The 19,363-nt window shown below is 66.1% G+C and carries 13 protein-coding genes; all 13 read right to left on the minus strand.

What is annotated here, in order from left to right; translation table 11 throughout:
• Positions 1 to 238: 238 nt before the first annotated feature.
• The gene (locus F6X39_RS08470) at positions 239 to 685 is read right to left on the minus strand and encodes a DNA/RNA non-specific endonuclease (protein WP_222945154.1); all 447 of its coding nucleotides are present in this window, start codon (positions 683 to 685) and stop codon (positions 239 to 241) included.
• A gap of 53 nt (positions 686 to 738) precedes the next feature.
• Positions 739 to 1,665 (minus strand): hypothetical protein, encoded by a 927-nt coding sequence (locus F6X39_RS08475; protein ID WP_187616299.1) that lies wholly within the window; start codon positions 1,663 to 1,665, stop codon positions 739 to 741.
• Between the two features lie 21 nt (positions 1,666 to 1,686).
• Positions 1,687 to 2,292 carry an OmpA family protein gene (locus F6X39_RS08480; RefSeq protein ID WP_187616300.1) on the minus strand — a complete coding sequence of 202 codons (606 nt, stop codon included), beginning with the start codon at positions 2,290 to 2,292 and terminating at the stop codon, positions 1,687 to 1,689.
• A gap of 160 nt (positions 2,293 to 2,452) precedes the next feature.
• Positions 2,453 to 3,169, minus strand: a complete 717-nt coding sequence (gene tagF / locus F6X39_RS08485; RefSeq protein WP_187616301.1) for a type VI secretion system-associated protein TagF — start codon at positions 3,167 to 3,169, stop codon at positions 2,453 to 2,455.
• The gene (tssM, locus tag F6X39_RS08490) at positions 3,166 to 6,711 is read right to left on the minus strand and encodes a type VI secretion system membrane subunit TssM (RefSeq protein ID WP_187616302.1); all 3,546 of its coding nucleotides are present in this window, start codon (positions 6,709 to 6,711) and stop codon (positions 3,166 to 3,168) included. Before tssM ends, tagF begins: the two co-directional genes overlap by 4 nt.
• A gap of 46 nt (positions 6,712 to 6,757) precedes the next feature.
• Positions 6,758 to 8,047, minus strand: coding sequence for a DotU family type VI secretion system protein (locus tag F6X39_RS08495; protein ID WP_187616303.1), 1,290 nt, complete (start codon positions 8,045 to 8,047; stop codon positions 6,758 to 6,760).
• Between the two features lie 23 nt (positions 8,048 to 8,070).
• Complete coding sequence (gene tssK, locus F6X39_RS08500; RefSeq protein ID WP_187616304.1) at positions 8,071 to 9,405, minus strand: type VI secretion system baseplate subunit TssK; 1,335 nt, start codon at positions 9,403 to 9,405, stop codon at positions 8,071 to 8,073.
• Between the two features lie 20 nt (positions 9,406 to 9,425).
• On the minus strand, positions 9,426 to 11,171 hold the full coding sequence (gene tagH / locus F6X39_RS08505) for a type VI secretion system-associated FHA domain protein TagH (protein ID WP_187616305.1): 1,746 nt from the start codon (positions 11,169 to 11,171) through the stop codon (positions 9,426 to 9,428).
• A 31-nt stretch (positions 11,172 to 11,202) separates the two neighbouring features.
• A complete protein-coding gene (locus F6X39_RS08510; RefSeq protein WP_187616306.1) occupies positions 11,203 to 13,194 on the minus strand; it encodes a type VI secretion system Vgr family protein in 1,992 nt (663 codons plus the stop codon).
• Position 13,195: 1 nt separating this feature from the next.
• Entirely contained in the window at positions 13,196 to 13,585 is a 390-nt protein-coding gene (locus F6X39_RS08515) for a DUF4280 domain-containing protein (RefSeq protein ID WP_018422989.1), read from the minus strand.
• Positions 13,586 to 13,608: 23 nt separating this feature from the next.
• On the minus strand, positions 13,609 to 16,395 hold the full coding sequence (tssH, locus tag F6X39_RS08520; RefSeq protein ID WP_187616307.1) for a type VI secretion system ATPase TssH: 2,787 nt from the start codon (positions 16,393 to 16,395) through the stop codon (positions 13,609 to 13,611).
• Between the two features lie 4 nt (positions 16,396 to 16,399).
• Entirely contained in the window at positions 16,400 to 17,479 is a 1,080-nt protein-coding gene (gene tssG / locus F6X39_RS08525) for a type VI secretion system baseplate subunit TssG (protein WP_187616308.1), read from the minus strand.
• Positions 17,464 to 19,359, minus strand: a complete 1,896-nt coding sequence (gene tssF / locus F6X39_RS08530; RefSeq protein WP_184066347.1) for a type VI secretion system baseplate subunit TssF — start codon at positions 19,357 to 19,359, stop codon at positions 17,464 to 17,466. Before tssF ends, tssG begins: the two co-directional genes overlap by 16 nt.
• Positions 19,360 to 19,363 lie beyond the last annotated feature (4 nt).

Genomic DNA, 19,363 nt, shown 5'->3' on the forward strand with positions numbered 1-19,363 from the left:
TTTATCGTAGACGGTCCGATTCGTCGAGGGGTTAACCGACGAAGGCCGACACACGGCGTATTTCCCCAATCGCGGCGCGCGGCTTTCAAAAAGACGCGCATAGCGTCGTTTATTGCGGACCGCCGCGCTTGCCTCAATTCCCAAACGTCGCCAGCTTGAACGTGCACGCAGTCGCCCCCGGCATCAGAAGCCCCTGCTCCACGCCAACGGGCACCTGACTATTGCCCGGCCCGTACAGCTAGTAGATGAAGTAAAGCGCTCCCGCATGGCTGACCGCCAGTCGTTCCAACGCCTGGAACGGCCCCGAATTGATCTTGCCCAGCTGCGGCACGAGGTTGATATCGGTCGAGCCGCCGAGCGTGTGCGCAATGGCGTGCCCCCGGTGATAGGTCCCGCCGTTGGCGAGCGGATGTCCGCGCATCCGCGTCGCGATTTCCTTGCGCGGCACCGTACTCTTTCCCTGACTGATTCCCCACACCGCGACGAGGCGCTCGGTCGTCATATCGAACAGATATGAAAACTGACCCATGGAAGTTTCGAGCAATTCGCACGATGCCACGCGCCGAACATAATCATCAGCCCACAGGTCGACCAGCAGCGGGGCCACCTCGTCGCTAAACGCAGCGGTCGCATGCGCGTGCGACAGGCGCGGCAAAATGCGGTTGGGTTCTGCGTAATCCGTCATGCGTCACCTCGACAGCGTGTGTCGCGCGATTCGCGCGGCTCGCTTCGTCCTTGCTATCCGCTCGCTCTCGCGACCGCCTCCTGCAAGCGCCGCCGCACCTTGCCGACATCGACGCCGCCAGGTCCCGGCGTGTCGCTGATCGGCATATAGCGCGCAGGCGTATGCAGCAAATAGGCCTGCATCTCATCGATCACGATCCGGTCGCTCGGGTCGTAGCCGAGATTCTCCAGTTGCCGGGTCAACTCCGCGCGTTCCTCGAAGCTCAATACCTGCCACCAGAACGCGCGGCACGCATGTGCGTATGCGCCGTCCGAAAAGTACCGCCAATGGCCTAATTCGTGACTGAGGATCGCGGCCCTGACGGTGGCGTCGATCATCTCGCCGCCTGGCGCGCGACCCAGCCCGGGAATGGTGATCAGAAAATCGTGTGCGTTCGTCGCTTTCGAGATCCCCTGCTCCTCGCGAATCAAACGCCATCGCACGAGAATCGTCTGCAACGTGCGCTCGCCCTGGTTCAGCACCACGCCCTGCTCGCGCGCGAGTTCGAAAAAATGCGCCAACTCCTCCGTGCTGAAGTTGTTGCCCGCCGTCAGCCCGGCGGGGTCGGTGCCAAAGCGCCGCGCGTGAGCCGCGATGGCCGCCGCCGACACCACGCGGTCGCGAGGCATATCGCGGCGTTCGAGCAATGCCACCACGCGCGTGAACATCGCGCCCTGTTGCTCGAGGCTGGCCGCCTGCATCACATGGAGGCCGGGTTGGTCCGTCACGGTGAACAGTTGCAGGCGCGCGTCGGGGGCCAACGCGGCGGCGAGCCGGGCAAGCGGCAAGCGCACCGCTCCGGTGTCGTCGTCGACGGCCGCGGGTCTGTCGGCGGCGTTGTTCGAGTCCTGCGGACCCGCGGCGAGCGCGATCGTGGTGACGCACGCGAACAGCAGCGCCGCGCCCGTCGCCACGTTGCAATACACGCGATAACGTGTCATCGGCGGCAACCTCGACAGCGCCTAATCCGTGACCGTGACGATCGTCACCCGACGGTTCTCGGGCGCCGTCGGATTGCGCTTGTTCAACGGATCGGAAGAACCTTTGCCGAGCGACGATAGCCGCTCCGCCGAGATGCCGTCTTTCTGCGTCAGATATGCGACCACCGCGGCCGCACGGTCTTCGGAGAGCTTCATGTTGGCATCGGGAGACCCGCGAGGATCGGCGTGCCCTTCGACGCGAAACCGGTACGCCGCGAGTTTCTCCGACTGCAATGCACCGGCGACCTTGTCGAGTGCGGCCTTCGCGCTGTCGGTGAGCGTGGCCGAATTGGTGGCGAACGTGATCAGGATTTGCGCGGCGGGTTTTCTCGCGGGCGCGGGGCGCGGCGCGGCGGACGGCGGCTTGTTCGACAGCACGAAGCCGCGCGTCACGACGTTCTCGCCCGACTCGCTCGACTGGTCGGGTTCGAGCGCGCGCGTCACCGACTGCTCGTTGATGTCCTGCTCGTTCAGGACCGGTTCGGCTGCGCGCGAGGCCGTGCACAGCAATGCGAGCAAGCACAGCGTGGCGGACAGAACGCCGCCCGGAATGCGTCGTGCGGAAGACGGATGGGTCAGGCGTGACATACGGCGATCTCCGCAGAATGGAGTTGCGGTGAGGCCGCCAGCGCCCCTTTACGGACCGTCGGCGAACACCGGCGGGAACCGGCGTATGACAGCCTCATCCTTTAAAGACGAATGATGGGAAGTCAATTTGAAACGCTTACCCTTACCCGCGGCGGCGACGTCAGTGATGCCGTTGCTGTGCGCCCGGGTTCGCAATTACGTCGATCACCGAATCCCACTCTTGCGTGCCGACGTCGAGCAGACTCGCGAACTGCAAGCCGGTCGTCGTGCCCGCGGAAATTCTCGCCGAAGCCGGCACGGCCGGCGATCCGTCGCTCCACCAGAGCGCGTGTCCCATTGCGACGGTCTGTTCGAGCAAGGCGGCGAATCCGCCGTCGGCCGCATCAGGGATGGCGAGCCGCCACGGCATCGATGCGCGATCCCCATTGAACAGGCTCTCGGCTCGCAACGCCGCGTCGAAAGCATCGAGGGCGAATTCCTGCGTCAGTGTCGACAATGCGAGCGCCACCAGGCGGTCATACCATCCTTGCGCATCGGCCAGTCGCCGTGCGAGTTCGGCGCCGTCGATCGCCTCTGCGATCGTGAACGGAAAATAGCGCCCCACACGGTCCACGCCCGGCGTCAGAACACCCGCCCACGCGCTCGGGCCATACAGACCCGCGCCCAGCACGAAACACCACACCGGGGCATTCAGATACAGTTCCAGCCACTGCGCGCCAAAGCGCTGCCGCGCGAGCAACATGCCTTCCTGCAAGCGCTCATCCCAGCGCGTGACGAACTCGACTGGCAAGCGCCGTCCCACGAAGTCGCCATGCGTGCGCACCTTGCCGAAGAAGCCGGGCCCGGATGTCGGCTCCTGCGCAAGCTCGCCGCTCATAGCCGATCCGGACAGCGGAACTGCTCGAGCATGGCACGGCGAAACGGATTCACGATGCTGCTGGCTGCCAGTTCGAACTCCGCGCGCCGGCCATCCGAGTCGAAGCTCAGGCGAAAGCGGTCGGGTTGCGCGGTGGGTTGCAGACGCGCGTCGTCCATCAGATGCAGCAGTGCCCACGGTCCGTCGGCGCGCGCCGCCGGTGTGCTGCCCGCCGGCGTGAACTCGACGTGCGCCTGGCCGGTGCCCTTGCCGCTCGGCCACTGGAACACCATCGATTGCGGCGTGTCGGGTTTGACGACCATTTGCTGCCCATCGATGTCGAGCGTGAACTGGCTAATCGATGGATCGATGGTGAGCGGCTTCACCGTGAAGCGCACCGACACGTCCCGGCCGCCGGCCCGGAAGAACGCGTCGCGGATCTGCGCGGCGCGCTGGAACTGGCCGAGCACGTCGACCGGGATGCCGAGCGTATCGACGCCGCTGCGCCATTTCCACTGCGGTCCCGACATGTCGACCATCGTTGCCAGATTCTTCTGGAAGAAATCGTCGATCAGGCCGCCTGGGCTCAGCAGTCTGCCGAAATCGTCGGGCGCGACGTCGCGCGTCGAGCCGCGCACGAGAGGATAGCGACCGTCGAGTGCCTGCCGGCACAGCTGCGCCACGTTCGCCTGCCACAACGCGTTCAGGCGCGCCCGCTCGCCGCCCACCATCAGCGACCCCGCCCCGCTCGCGACGCTGGTGGCCACCGTCGCGAGCGGCGGCGGCGACCCCTGGGCCACCAGCTTGAGCTTGTTCAACGCATCGCCGGGTGGCGGCGGCAAGCCCTGACGGCGCGCCGAGTCCGCGGCCTCCAGATAGGTCGCGGCGTCCTTCAGCGCGGCGAGTTGCGCGTCCAGCGGAGCCGGGCCCGGTGCGCCGGGTTTGCCGGCCAGTTCGTGCAGCGCCTGGAAATGCGCGTCGACCGGATTGAGTTCGGCCGGCGCGGGCGGTGCCGCGTCTTCCGGCTGGTTGCCGAGCGCGCTCTCGAGGCGTTTTTTGGCCGCATCGAGCTTGTTGGTCAATGCGGCAACGCCCTGCTCCGTCAGCGAACCGCCCGTTTTGGTGCTGCCCAGCGTGGTTTCCTGCGCCGCGGCCAGCATCAGCGAGCGCAGCGGCGAGTCGGACGCCGCGAGCACATTCGCCACGCGTGCCCCCTGCTGCACGCCGTCGAACGGCACCACGTCGATATCGTTGAGCAACGCGTCCCACTGGCGGATGTACTCGTCGTAGTAAAGCCGGGTGATGCCCGCCTTCAGATCCTCGATACCGTTCGGCGTCAATACCGATTCCTGACGGCCGAGCACCCAATCGTCCTTCGCGATATCGATCACCGCCGCATCGCGCAACTGGCCGAACTTCTGATAGCCGGCCCGCGTGTACGCGCCTGAAACACCGCGCGTCAACGGCGCGCCGCTCTTGCGCACGAGCACCAGCGCGGCATTGCGCCCGGCCGCGTCGGCGACGCTGAACTCCGGCAGTCTGCTCTGTTCGAGATCGCGTTTGACGCGGTTGAACAGACGCTGCGTCAGCGGCATTTTGGCGAGCGTCGCGCGCGCCTGCGCGATCAGATCCTTGTCGAGCGGCAGCGACGCATCGAAGCGCGCCGGCTGGAACAGCGCGGCGAGATGGCCGTCGAGATCGTTGCGCTGATCGTCGCTGGCATCGCGCAACGGCCCGCGGCGCCAATCGACATCGGCCCACAAGCGCACCGAGTCGGCGTCGAAGTGCAGCGAATCGCCCAGCATCAGATATGCGCGCAAGACTTCGTACTGGAAGTCGGGATTGTTCGCGTCACCGCGGCGCAATTCTTCTTCCATGCGGCTCACGACCAGAGGCAACAGAGTCTGCCGCAACAGCCGCCGATAACTGGTCTGCGCTTCGAGGCCGAGCTTGTCGCCCTGATAAAGGCCGAGGCGCGACAGCCACGGCACGCTCCTGTCGCGGTCCGCATAACCGCCGGGAAGGTCGCGCGCGGCATTGAGCAGCGGCAGCAGCGCAAGCGGGTTGTCGCCCGGCTGGGTGGTCTGCGCGAGCTTCTGCAACCCGGCAACGTGCTGTCGAACATCGGCGACGTAAGCGCGATTGCGCTGATAGCTGACGAAGAACAGAACCAGCGCCAGCACCGTGACGATGCCGATCGCCGCCAGCGCGGCGCGCTGAAACCAGGCGCGGCGCCGCTCCAGCTTCTGGTTCACGCCCGCGAGGCCGGCTTCCTCGAAGATCACGCCGCGCAGCAGCCGCGTGATGAAGTAAGCGCGCCCGCTCGCCGGATCGGGCAACACGACCTGTTGCTGGAAGCCGAGCGCCGAGGCGACCGCGCTCATCACGCGATCGATCGGCCGGCCTTCCTGGGTGCCGCTCGTGAAATACACGCCGCGCAGCAACGCGGACTCCTCGAAGCGCGAGGTACTGAAGGTTTCGTCGAGAAAGCTTTTCAGTACGGCTTGCAGACCCGCGAACTGCTGCGGAAATCCATAGACGAGCGCACGCCGGCGCACATCGGTCTCGCGCTGCATACGGTTCAGCACGCGGGCTTGCAGCTGCTTTTCCAGCGCGTCGAATTCGGCGGGAAATGCGGCCAGTGCGTCGTCCGGTGAGCCTCGCTCGGTGAACGGGAACGTCATGCCCCAGACCTGTTCGCGCTCGTCGCGGCCGAGGTCGTCGAAGAATTCCGCGAAACCCGCGAGCAGATCGCATTTGGTCACGATCACGTAGACCGGAAAACGCATGCCGAGCTTGCCGTACAGTTCCCTGAGACGCTCGCGCACGGCTTGCGCCTGCTGCGCGCGTTGCGTGTCGGACAGTTGCAGCAGGTCGCGCGTCGACAAGGCCACGATCACGCCATTCAGCGGCCGGCGTGGCCGATACTTGCGCAGCAGTTGCAGGAAGCCGGCCCACGCGGCCTGATCGGCTTCGGCGAAACTATCCTGGGTGGTGAAGCGGCCCGCGGTATCGAGCAGCACCGCATCGTCGGTGAACCACCAGTCGCAATTGCGCGTGCCGCCCACGCCGCCGATCGACTGCTTGCCGAGCCGCTCGGCGAGCGGAAACTTGAGTCCGGAGTTCAACAGCGCGGTGGTTTTGCCCGTGCCGGGCGCGCCGACGAACATGTACCACGGCAACTGGTACACGTACTGACTACCGAAGCGCCCCTTGACCCGCGCCTTGCGCAAGGTCGCCATGGCAGTTTCGAAACGCTGCTTCAACGCGGCGATGTCGGCCTCGGATTCTTTCTTGCCGGGCGCGGGCTCGGCCGGTCCCTCTGCCACCACGCGAGTGAACTGGATGTTGGCGAGACGCACCGCGATCCAGCGCACGCTCCAGTACACCGCCCACACCAGCAGCAACACGATGATCACGGCCCAGCGGCTGCTGTTGCTTTCGAGCGGCTCATGACCCGCGTACGCGACGAGCGGCCCCTCGACCCACACGATCAGCGACAGCGCGAGCACGCCGAGCAACGACAGCACGATGGCTCGTCTGAGCCAGCCAAAGATTTTCATACCCGGCTCCCCTGTGCCACCCGCGACGGACTCATCCCGAAGGCCTTCACGATGCCGCTCCCGGCGCCAGCACCGTGATATCGACGCGGCGGTTGCGCGCACGATTCGCGGCCGTGTCGTTCGGTGCGATCGGCTCGGCGTCGCCGCGCCCCTCGGCGCTGAAGCGGGCTGGGTTGCCGGCCCGCGACGCGAGCATGTCGCGCACCGCTTCGGCGCGCGCCTGCGACAGATGCCAGTTCGACGGGAAGCGCGCGGACAAGACTCGCTGGCTGTCCGTGTGACCCGCGACCACCACGTTGCCCGGCACTTCCTTCAACGCGTCGCCGATACGCTGGATGAGCGGGACGAAACCCGCGGCCAGATCGGCGCTGCCCGAGCCGAACAGGCCGTCGCCATTGATCGTGACGACGGTCCGGTCGGGCAACTCCGAGACCCGCACGAGGCCTTGGGCGATTTCAGGCGCGAGGAACTGCGCTAGCTTCGGCGCAGGTTTGGGCGCCGCCGCCAGCTTCGACGCAAGCACCGGAGCCGGCGCGACGCGGATCGCGTGCAGCGCTTCGAACACGCGGTCGGACATGTCGTTGAGCCTGAAGCTCAACACCAGATTGACGATCACCAGCACGAGGCAGGCGATTGCCGCCGCCACCCACAACGGCACGAGTTGCAGCAACGGCTTGCGTTCGACCTTGACCGGCAGCCAGTGCGGCGACAGATCGCGTTCGGCCGCGCCGCGCTGTCCGCGAATCATCTGTTCGAGGCGTTCGCGGATCGTGTCGAGCTGCGTGCGGCCACCGTCGATCAGACGGTAACGTCCTTCGAAACCGAGGCCGAGAATCACGTAGATCAATTCGAGCACGTCGATATTGCCCGCGGGGTTCTGCGCGAGACGCTGCAGGATCAGGAAAAAGCGCTCGCCACCCGAGGCCTCGTTGTGGAATGTCACCAGCAAGCTGCGGCTGCCCCACAAGCCCGCCCCCCATGGCGTGCTGGCGATCGCTTCGTCGAGGAACGTGCACAGGCAATAGCGCGAGGCGCCGAGCTTCTCGTCGTCGATGCCGTTGGCGCGGCCTTGCGTCTCGAAGCTGCGCACCATTTGCATCAGCTGGTTGCGCAGGTCTTCCACATTCGGATGGGTCGGCAACTGCCGCAACGGCAGCGCCAGTTCGATCAGCGGGTTGGCCGCGCGCAACAGCGGATTCAGACCGCCGCCGCCGGGCAGCATCGGCGCGGGCGTTGCCGCGGCCGCCATGAACGCCGCCCGCGCGCCGCCCGGTGTCGGAATCAGAATCGTCGCGCCGGGATCGTCGGCGGGGCCACGCGGTTCGTCTGGACTCACGATGAACTTCCTCAATCAATGCATCAGCGGCGAATTGCCCAGAACTCCATCGTCAGTCCGGGAAAGTCGCCGGCGACGTGCAACGCCATGCCCGCGGAATTCGCGAACTGTTTCCACAGTTCGTTGCCGCGATCGAGTTCGAAGTAGGTAAAGCCCGCATGGAACGGCAGTTGCCGGGGCGCCACGGGCAACGCGCGCAGGCCGACGCCCGGCAATTGCAGATTGACGAGATCGCGAATGCGTTCGATCGGGCCGATCTTCACCTGTGGCGCGAAGCCGGTCAGGATGTGCTCGGCCGGCATTTGCGCGCGTACCGCGAGCACGAAGGTGGCGCCGGCAAACAGCGTCTTGTCCGGCACGATCGCCACGCGCAAGCCGAACTTGCGTTCTTCGAGCGGGATCGCCACGGCGTGCGGGTCCATCACCATGCTCAGCGACGCGCGAATGTCGTCGATCACCGGTGCGAAGGTTTCGCGCAACCACTCATGGCGATACACCGGATACGCCGGCGGCCGCTTCGACGCCTGGCTGAAGGTCGCCAGCTCGCCGGCCAACTGCACCGCCGCCTGGTACAGCGCCTCGGGATGCAGACCGGTCATCGTCGAGAGATGCGCGGCCAGCGGCTCGTGGCGATTGATCAACTGCAGCAACAGGAAATCTGCCACTTCCGCGACACCCGTCACGCCGGGCTGTGCGAGCCGTCCGGCCAGCGCTTCGCCGCGCTGATGCAGAAGGCCCACGAGGTCGTCGACGAACGCCGCGAGACGGCGCGCCACCCGATAGTCGAGACACGGCGGGCTGTAGTCGTTTTCGAGCACGACGCGGTTGTCGGGCAGCCGTTCGAGCACGCGCGCGACGCCGAGCGTCGTGTAGGCATTCGCCACTTCGGGGGCGAGCGCGAGACGCACGCGCAGTTTGCCGATCTGCAGCAACGCCGCGCCGGCATTAGGATCGTTGCTGTCGCTGACGTCGAATTCGGCGACACGGTGTCGCGCGAAGTTCTCCTCGCTGGCGTCGTTGCCGGTTTCGGCGACACCCGGCCTGCGCACCGGCAGCGCCAGTTGGACCAGCACGTTGCGCGTGCCTTCGGGAATCTCCAGCGGCTCGGGCAAGTCATCGTCGGCGGGCAGATCGAACGGTGTGCCGTCCGGCATCACGCCGGAGCACGACAGCAGCGCGAGCTTGCCGAGCTTGAGCAGCGACTCGTCGATCTCCAGCGCGGTAAAGCCCCAACTGTACGGACGCAGGCCGGCGGCGCGCGTCTCCAGTTGCCGCTGCAGATAGCGGTCGTGCTGCTGCAAATGCTGGGGCTGCAGAAACATCCCCTCCGACCAGATGACTTTGCTGTTCCAGGACATGTTGTCTCGTTCAAACGTTTCTAGGTGGGATCGGCGGGATGCTTCGGCTGACGCTCGCGGGCCGCGCGCAGTTCGTCGATCTGGGCCTCGTATGCGTCATTGAACGCCTGACCGAAGAGCTTCTGGAAATCGTCGTCGGCTTCGCGCGCGACGGCGCCCTGCAATGCGACGAACAGATCCCACAGTTTCGCCTTGCGGTTGGACAGCACTTTTTCGAGCGCACCGGAGTCTTTCAGCTGCGCTTCGATCGAAGCGGGATCGAAGCGTCCGAGCACGTGCGCGAGCGCCGCGCGCATGCCGGCGAGCACCGCGAGCTCGTGCGCCTCGATATCGTCGAAGGCGCGCCTGAGCGCCTCGTCGGGCGGCAGATAGCCGGCCGATCGGCCAGTCAGCATCTGCGCCAGCGCGCTGTCGACGTCCGGGAAAAACTTGAGCGGATTGTTGTCGCGCGCGACGATCATCGTCGTGTCGAGACGGGCTTCGCGTTTGGTCATCGAGCGCGCGCGCAGCACGCCCATCGTGCCGCGCAGCGCGTCGCGCAGCATCGTGCCGATCAGACGCGCGAACTCCGCTTCGGGCAGGTTCGGCGCGCGCGACGGATCGAGGCCGAGGCCTTCGAGCAGCGCCTGCAGGGTGGCTGGGTTCTGGCTCGCGGAAGTGGCGGCGGCCGCGTGGCGAACCGGGGCCGGCTGGGCGATCGGCGCCGGCGCGGCAGGCGCTGACGTGATCGGGCCCGCGGACGGAACCGGCTGCTGAAGCTGCTGCGCCACGGGCTCCAACGCGGGCTGCGCAGCGGACGACGGCCCCGGCGCCGCGCCAGGCACAGCCACCCGCGCGGTGGCGGCCTGCGGCGCGACCACCGGCACGACCACCGGCACCACGGGAGCCAAAGGGGTCGGTGGCGCAAACTGCGTCGACGGCGTTGTCGGGATCCCGAACAGATCATCGAACGGTGTCGCCGCCGACCCTGCCGCGCCGGGATCGAGCAATCCCGGCGGCAAGCCGGTCGGGCCGCCCAAAGGCGCGGCCGCCGGCGCGGGCGCAGTGGGCCACCCCGGCAACTCGTGCGCAGGATGCGGCGCGGCCGGCGAGCCGCTGCCCGCCTGCCCGGGCGTTTCCCATTGCGCCAACGCATCCGCGAGCGGGTCGTAGTCCGCCGGAATGCCCCCCGTGGGTGTGGCAGGCCGGCCGGGGTCGGGCCGGGACGCTTGCGGCGCCGAAAACGCCTGCAACTCCGGCGACACATGATCGCTTTCCGAGCCCGCAAAGCCCGGACCCGACGAGATCCGCTGCGGTTCGCCGAAGCCCGGCTGGCCGAGCGGATCGAGCGCGCCGATCCGCAACGCGTCGCCTTGCGAATCGGCCGGCAACGGTCCACTGAGCACCTGCGCGGCACTCAGCGGATCACGCCCGCCCGTCAGACCGCGCACGCCGGCCGCCTGCTCGCCGATCGACACCTCGAGCAGATACGGACCGATCAGCAGACGGTCGCCGTCCGCGAGCCTCGCCTCGCGCGTGCCGCCCAACGCGCGCTGATTCAGCACGCTCGGATTGCTGCCCAGATCGCACAGCAGATAGTCGCCGCCGCGAAACTCGACGCGCGCGTGAACGCGCGAGATCGCGCGTTGTTGATCGGGCAGCACCAGCGTGCAGTCGTTGGCCCGGCCAATCGTGCCTCCGGCGGGGCCGAACGCGATCGCGATCGGCTCGGCCAGCGTCTCGTCGTTGAATCGCGCAACCCGCAGCGAAAGAATCGGATAGTTCACTTGGCTCCCCACGAGCGGTCAGGTGCATCACTCACGATTTGATTTTTTTGGTTCCGTCGTCGGCGTCTTTGGGCGCGCTCGGCGCGGTCGGTGACGAGCCGCTGCCGGAGCCCGCCGAGCCGCCCGAATTGAGCAGGATCGGTGTGCCCGACACCGCCACGCTGACCGGCCCGACCACCACGAAGGCGCCGCCCGCCTTCAGCGTAATGCTCGCGCCCGCTTCGATCACGATGTTCATGCCGGCCTTGATGTGGATATTCATGCCGGCGTCAATCGCATAGTCCATGCCGACCTTTTCCTGCAACTTCTGCCCGACCTTCAGCGACGCGTTGCCATCGACCTGGGCGTTCTGGTCGCCCGTCACGGCGTCGTGGCGCGCACCGGTGATCGCCACGAACTCGTTGCCGGTCACTTTCAGATGCCGGTCGTTGCCGACGTTACTCAGCATGTCGTTCTTGACCCAGGTCTCGTGGTCCTTCTCGGCGTGGAAGAACAGTTGCTCGCTGCCCTTGTCGTCGTCGAAACGCATTTCGTTGAAACCGCTGCCGCCCTTGGTCGAATGGCTCTTCAGCGTCGAGAACATCTGATTGGCCGGCAGTTCGTACGGCGGCATCGTGTTCGCGTTGTAGACGCAACCGGTCACGAGCGGCCGGTTCGGATCGCCCTCGACGAACTCGACGACCACCTCCTGACCGATCCGCGGCAAGAAGAACGTGCCCCAGCGTTTGCCGGCCCAGCTCTGCGACACCCGCACCCAGCACCGCTTCATGCGCGCGTCGGCATCGGCCGGCGGAGCGAACTGCTCCCAATGAAACTGCACCTTGATGCGGCCATATTTATCGGTGAGGATTTCTTCGCCGTCCGGGCCGACCACCATGGCGGTCTGCGGGCCCGCCACGACCGGCTGCGGCGTCAGCCGCTCGGAGCGGAAGTGGTTTTCCTTGCGCAACGCGGTGAACGCGCAGTCGAAGAGCGGCAGCGAAGGATCGTGGCGCACCGTCGACACATAGACATCCGAATTGATCTCGTACGCGGCGCTGACCACCAGATACTCGTGGTTCTGCGAATCGCAGGCGTGATTTTCGAGCTTGAACTGACCGCCCGGCCAGATGCCGCGCGCGCTCGATCGGCCCGAAATGCTGTCGTTGCGCGCCTGACGGATCTCGATGCCGACCTTCGCATAGCGGTCGCCATCGCTGGACTGCGCGTGGCCGCTCAGATGTTCCTGCATCGCGTACACCGGCGGATCGTACACTTTCGGCCGCGTCGCGCGCGACAGCAGGCCTTGCTGATTGCTCAAGGTGGGCTTTTCGAAATCGTAGTCGTTGACTTCGTACTTGCCGGTCTGCAATTCCGCGCCCGAACTCCACGCATACACGCATTCCTTCTCGTTCGAAGGCTCGTACCACGCATCGTACGAAATCGACGCATAGTGTTCGATCGGTCCGTGAACGTCGCTCGAATCGGTCAACACCAGCGTGTGCTTGCCCCCTTTGTGCTCGAAGTAGTAGTACATGCCCTCGTGCTCCATCAGGCGGCTCACGAAGGCGAAATCGGTCTCCCGGTATTGCGCGCAGTGCTGCAGCGGCGGATAGGTCGCCTGGCATTTATTGCTGACGTCGATGTTGTAGTCCTGCAGCACGCCGGTCACGATATCGAGCACGCTCTTTTCATGGAAAAAGCGGCTGTGCGACGCGCGCGTGAGCAGCCACAGCCGCGGACGCACCACCGCTTCATAGCGCGCCATGCGGTTGCGGGTGTTGTCGCCCGGTGCGACGATCCGGAACGCCGTGACGATCCCGTTGAATTGCCGCTCGCCGTCCTCCGGCAACGACAGCGCAATCGAGATGTCATGCCCGAGCAGATCGCCGGCCTGCAGATCGTTGCGCTTGCCAAGCAGATCGAGCCGCCATTCGCTCAGGCGCCCCAACTCCTCGGTGCCGCCCAGATGCAGAAACAGCAGATCCTCGCCGGCAGGCGCGCAACTGACGGTGATGTGTCGGTTCGGGTTTTGCGTGGTCATGTCACGGAATCATCGTCTTGACTGTCGCCGGATTGACGATCGTGACCACGCCACCCCAGTTGCACATGCAGGTCGACACGTTGTCGAGCGACGGCTGGTTGCCGAGCAGCACGGTCGGCGCGCCCGGCGTCCACGGCGTCATGGTGGCCGGAATGCACGGCATCGGCGTCAGCACGCCCAACGCCGCCGCCGTCGCGGCGGCGACGGTCGGATTGGCGGGCGAGCTGCACACGCCGAACGGCATGATGTTGACGAGCGGAATGTGATCCATGATGTTGGCCGCGGGCGGCCCTTCGCCCATCACCCGGTTGACCGGCAAGACCACGAGCGTCGAAGGCGCCGCGCCGAACGAACATTGCAGCGTCGCGCCCATGCTGACTTGTTGCGGCATAAGAAGGCATCCTCCCCTTTCGATCAATCGAACGTATAGAGAAATTCACCGTCGCGCGCGCCGATCTGCACTTTCGTGACCGGGCTGCCGTTCATCATGCGCGTCAGAAACTCGGTGCTGATACGCGGCAACAGCGTGTTGGTCAGGATTGCGTCGATCATGCGTCCGCCGCTTTCGAGTTCGGTGCAGCGGCTGCCGATCAGCTTCACGACGTCGTCGTCGTAGCTGAACGGAATCTTGTGCGACACGCGGATGCGTTTCTCGATCCGGCCGAGCTGCAGCCGGATGATCGCGCCGAGCATCTCGTCGGACAGCGGAAAGTACGGAATGACCACGACGCGCCCGAGCAAGGCCGGCGGAAACACCTTCAGCAACGGCTCGCGCAGCGCTTTCGCAATACCCTCCGGCTCCGGCATCAGCTCCGGGTCCTTGCACAAGCTCGTGATCAGATCCGTGCCGACATTGGTGGTCAACAGGATCAGCGTGTTCTTGAAGTCGATCACGCGGCCCTCGCCGTCTTCCATCCAGCCCTTGTCGAACACCTGGAAGAACAGCTCGTGGACGTCGGGATGCGCCTTCTCGACCTCGTCGAGCAGCACCACGCTGTATGGACGGCGGCGCACCGCCTCGGTCAGCACGCCGCCTTCGCCGTAGCCGACGTAGCCGGGCGGCGCGCCCTTCAGCGACGACACCGTATGCGCTTCCTGATACTCGCTCATGTTGATCGTGATGACGTTCTGCTCGCCGCCATACAGCACCTCGGCGAGCGCCAGCGCGGTCTCGGTCTTGCCGACTCCGGAGGTGCCAGCGAGCATGAACACGCCGATCGGCTTGTTCGGATTGTCGAGACCCGCGCGCGAAGTCTGAATGCGCCGCGCGATCATCTCCGTCGCATGAGCCTGGCCGATGATGCGCCGGTTCAGGTTCTCCGCGAGCTTCAGGACGTTTTCGATTTCGTTGCGGACCATCCGGCCCACCGGTATGCCGGTCCAGTCCTGCACGACGGAGGCGACCGCCTGCTGGTCGACGGTCGGCAGGATCAGAGGATCTTCGCCTTGATGCTGCGCGAGCTGCGCCTGCAACTCGCGCAGTTCGGCGAGCCGCGCTTCGCGCGTCGCGGTGTCGCTGGCGGGGTTGTCAGTCGCGCCGGTGGCCGCTGTTTCGTCTACCGTTCCGTTCGCAGCTTCGTTCGCTTCGTTCGCTTCGTTCGTGCTGCTGGCTTGCGCCGCGCCTTCCACCTTGCCGGTCTCGCCGCGCAGTTGCGCGCGCAGCGCGAGAATCCGCGTCACCAGTTGTTTTTCCGCCTGCCAGCGGGTGTCGAGCGTGGCGAGACGCGCCTGTTCGGCGGCGAGCTTTTCCGCCGCGGCGGCTTCACGCTCCCGCGTGTCGACACCCACCGCGCTTTCTCGGCCGATGATCGTCAGCTCGGTTTCGAGCGCGACGATCCGCTTGCGCGAATCGTCGACCGATGCAGGCGTCGCATGCTGGCTGACCGCCACGCGCGCGCAGGCGGTGTCGAGCAGGCTGACCGCCTTGTCGGGCAACTGCCGCGCCGGAATGTAGCGATGCGACAGACGTACCGCGGCTTCGAGCGCTTCGTCGAGCACCTGCACCTTGTGGTGCTGCTCCATCGTCGAGGTGACACCCCGCATCATCAGGATCGCGCGGGTCTCGTCCGGCTCGCTGACCTGCACGACCTGGAAGCGCCGCGTCAGTGCGGGGTCCTTCTCGATGTGCTTCTTGTATTCGGCCCACGTGGTCGCGGCCACCGTGCGCAGCGTGCCGCGCGCGAGCGCCGGCTTCAGCAGATTCGCCGCGTCGCCGGTGCCGGCCGCCCCGCCCGCGCCGACCAGCGTGTGCGCTTCGTCGATGAACAGGATGATCGGCTTTTCCGAGGCCTGCACTTCCTCGATCACCTGCCGCAAGCGGTTCTCGAACTCGCCCTTCATGCTCGCGCCCGCCTGCAACAGACCGACGTCGAGCGTGCGCAACTGCACGTCGTGCAGCGACGGCGGCACGTCGCCCGCCGCGATGCGCTGCGCGAAGCCTTCGACCACCGCGGTTTTGCCGACGCCCGCTTCGCCCGTCAGGATCGGATTGTTCTGGCGGCGGCGCATCAGGATGTCGATCACCTGGCGAATTTCCTCGTCGCGCCCGACGATCGGGTCGAGCTTGCCGTTGCGCGCCTGTTCGGTCAGATCGGTGGTGAAGCGCCGCAGCGCTTCCTGCTTGCCCAGCGCGGCGGCCGGCACCGGGCCGCCCGTGGTGTCCGCGTCGCCGCCTTCGCGCTGCGCGCCGCCCGCCTGAAAACCATCGCTCGCGCTCATCGCCGCTTCCGGCGACTCGCGCAGCAGGCCGTGAAATTCGTCGACGAGCGAATCGAGCTTGATGCGCTCGAACTGACGCGAGATGCCGTAGAGCCCGTTGCGCAGCGACGGCGTCTTCAGGAGGCCGACCACCAGATGGCCGGTGCGCACCTGCGACTCGCCGAACATCAGCGAGCCGAACACCCAGCCACGTTCGACCGCCTCCTCGACTTGCGACGAGATGTCGGTCACCGAAGCCGAACCGCGCGGCAGACGGTCGAGCGCTTCGGTCAGATCGCGCGCCAACGCGGAAGGCTCGAGCCCGTAGTGTTTGATGATGCGGTGCAGGTCGGAGTCCTGCAGTTGCAGGATCTGGTGGAACCAGTGCGACAGTTCGATATAAGGATTGCCGCGCAACTTGCAAAACACGTTCGCGCTCTCGATTGCACGGAATCCGAGCTTGTTCAGCTTGCCGAACAACGCTGCCCGTTTGATCTCGGCCATTTTTCTATTCCCTCGATGATGTCGATGGCGGCGCCCCCGCGGACGCCTCGCGGGCCGCCACGGCAATCCGTGAACGGCCGTCCGGGCCGGTCGGCCGCAACACCAGCTGCCGCTGATCGCCGCGCGCCGGGTGGCCGAGCGTCCACGTGGTGTAACCGAGCCGCGTGTGGCGCCCGAGCTTCAGGCGTGGCACGTCCTCCTGTTTCAGCACCAGCCGGAGATCCCAATCGAGCCCGTCGCGCGCGTAATTGCGCACCCAGTCGACGAGGCGCTTCAGACTCTCGCCGCCCGGCAGGAAGCGCTCGTAATCAGCGCGGCTCAACGGTCCGATGACGATGCGGAATTTATGCTGGCAATCCCAGACGCGCGCGCCGAGCAGCGTCGACACGCCGAGCGCGGCCGAACCGTCCGCTGCGCCCAGGCGCAACAACGAATTCGCGGGCAGCGTCATCCAATGGCCGACCCACTGTTCGATGTCGACCGGCAGGTTGAAAAAACGCGCCAGCACGAGTCTCAAACCGGCGGCCGGACGGGTCGGGCCGCCCAGCAATCCGGCGAAGTGCAGTTTGGCGAAATCGGGCACCGCGTCGCGCTCGCGCAGCGTCGGCTCGCCCAGCCCGAACACGCTGCCGACATAAAAGGAAAAGCGATCGCGCCCCGGACGGTCGAGACTCACGGCCGGTTGCGCATTGGCCCACGCGCGATAGAACAGCGACACCATCCGGTGGTGAAAGACATCGAGAAAGCGCGCGAAGGTCGGATCGTTCGCGTTGCGGGCGCGGTCGCGAGCGTACTCGGTCAGATGGGTGGGCAACGGACCATGCGGCCCGAGCAGGCCGAAGAACTTGACCGCGAGGCGCGCGGCGTGATGCTCGCCGGCCGGGGTGAAGTCACCGAGCGTCGTCGGATGGAAAACCAGTTCGGGCTCCTGCACGAAACGGATCGCATCGTCGCGCGGCTGCATCGACTCGCCGACGCGCGGCTTGTCCGCGTACGCGTTCTCCAGCAGCCGCACGACCTGGAAGAAGTCGAAGCGGCGCGCATCGTCTTCGAGCCGGCGCAACAGTGTCAGAGCGTCCGGCATTGTCCGACCCTCGCTGGCCAGCGCATGATCTCGCCGCGCGACAGCGTCTTCACGACGGTCTCGGTGAACGAGTTAATCGATACGTATTGCGCGAAATATTGCGCGAGCACGGCACCGAGCAGAAACGCGCCGGCGCCTTCGAACGCGGCTTCGTCGAGCGTCAGCGTCACTTCGAGACCGCGGCCGAATACGATCGGTCCCGCGCCCGGCAAGCGTCGCGTCACCGAGCGCGAATCGATCGAGCGCACGCCCTCGATCAGCCGCTGACTCGCGATCTCGTCGGCGGGACAGTAGAGACTCAGCAGATCGCGCAGCGCGCGGGCGCCCTCCTGTGCATCGTTATCGAGCAGCGACGAGTAGTTCAACGACAGGTGACTCAACAGCCGCCACGCCACGGCCCCGTGCGCATACGACGGCAGCGGCCGGCTCGGGCCGCTCACGCAGCGCACGCTCTGCACCGGCGCTTCGACATCGAGCGTGAAATCGGCGGGGCCGACGCCGACCGGCATCGTCAGTGGCAGGTCGCGATTCGTGCACAGCACCTGCAAGCCGAGTTGCCGCAGGTCAGCGCGAAACGGCGCGTTGCTCGCGTCCACCAGCGCGATGAACATCTCGCTGCCGAGGTAGCTCGTGCGCGGGCCGCGCTCATGCTGACGCGCCGACGGCAGACGTTTTTCGCGGCGCACCTGGTAGTACGCGCCGGCGCGATAGGTGGCGCCGAGATCGCGCGCGTGATAGAACGGCTCGAAGCGCTGCTCGCCGCCGGCGCCCGCGCTATAGCCGGTCGCACTCTCGATCTGATAGATCTCGAAGTCCATCGGCCGGGTGCGATCGGCCACCACGTGATATTCGAACTGTTCGTCCGACAGCGCGATGCGATCGGTACGCCGCGAAAAGAGATTGATCGCGGGCGTGCAATGCAGCGCGAAATTATTGGCATCGAGCGATTGTTCGAGCAGCGGATCACCGCGTTTGAGCAACACGATGACTTCGATTTCGGTGTCCGCGCAACGCCGCAACGCCGCGTGCAAACCGTCGATGGCGAGAAACATGAAGCGCTGCGGAAACGCGAAATACTCCTGCAACAGCCGGTAGCCCTGGAACGACTGTCGGCTGACCGGCAGCAATGCTTGATCGTCGGCAAACCCGAGCGGCCGCAGCGCGCTCGCCGGCAACTGCACATGCCAGGACGCCGGACGTTTGGCCGGCATCACGACGACGCCGCTCACCGAACCGAGCAGACGCTCGTGGATACGCGTGGCCATCCCGTCCGCGCCGCGCAGATACAGCGTCAGCCGGTCGAGTTTCAGCTGGTTGATTCTCAGACCAGCGGTGGCGCGTAGGCGCAGCCTGAGGCCGGCCTTGACAGCGGCGCCCGCCGCCATGCTCGCCGGCAGCGCGCTGTCGATGCCACCGAGCGAGCCCGCGTGCGTAAAAAACCGCGCTTCCGTGATGTCGAGCGGCCAAAGCGTCAGTTCGTGCGCGCTGCGGTATTCGCAGCGCGTCGAGCCGTTCTTGTCGAGCACGCTGCGCAGCGTACTGCCGCGTGGAACCCGCACGCCGTCCGCGAGATTGGAGCTGGTCAGGTCCGGCTGGATCTGCACCACGGCCATCGACGGCGTGGGCGCGAGGTAATGCGGGTACACCAGCTCCGCGAGATGCTGGGTGAAGCGCGGAAACTCGTCGTCGATCTTCAGTTGCACGCGCGCCGCGAGGAAACTGAAGCCTTCGAGCAGACGCTCCACGTAGGGGTCCGCGCATTCGAGGTTTTCCAGTCCGAGGCGCCCGGCGATCTTCGGAAATTCGCGCGCGAACTCGCCGCCCATCTCGCGAAGATGCTGCAGTTCCTGGCTGTAGTATTTGATCAGGTCTGGATTCATGGCT

This window comes from Paraburkholderia sp. UCT2 (assembly GCF_014397665.1).
GTDB lineage: Bacteria > Pseudomonadota > Gammaproteobacteria > Burkholderiales > Burkholderiaceae > Paraburkholderia > Paraburkholderia tuberum.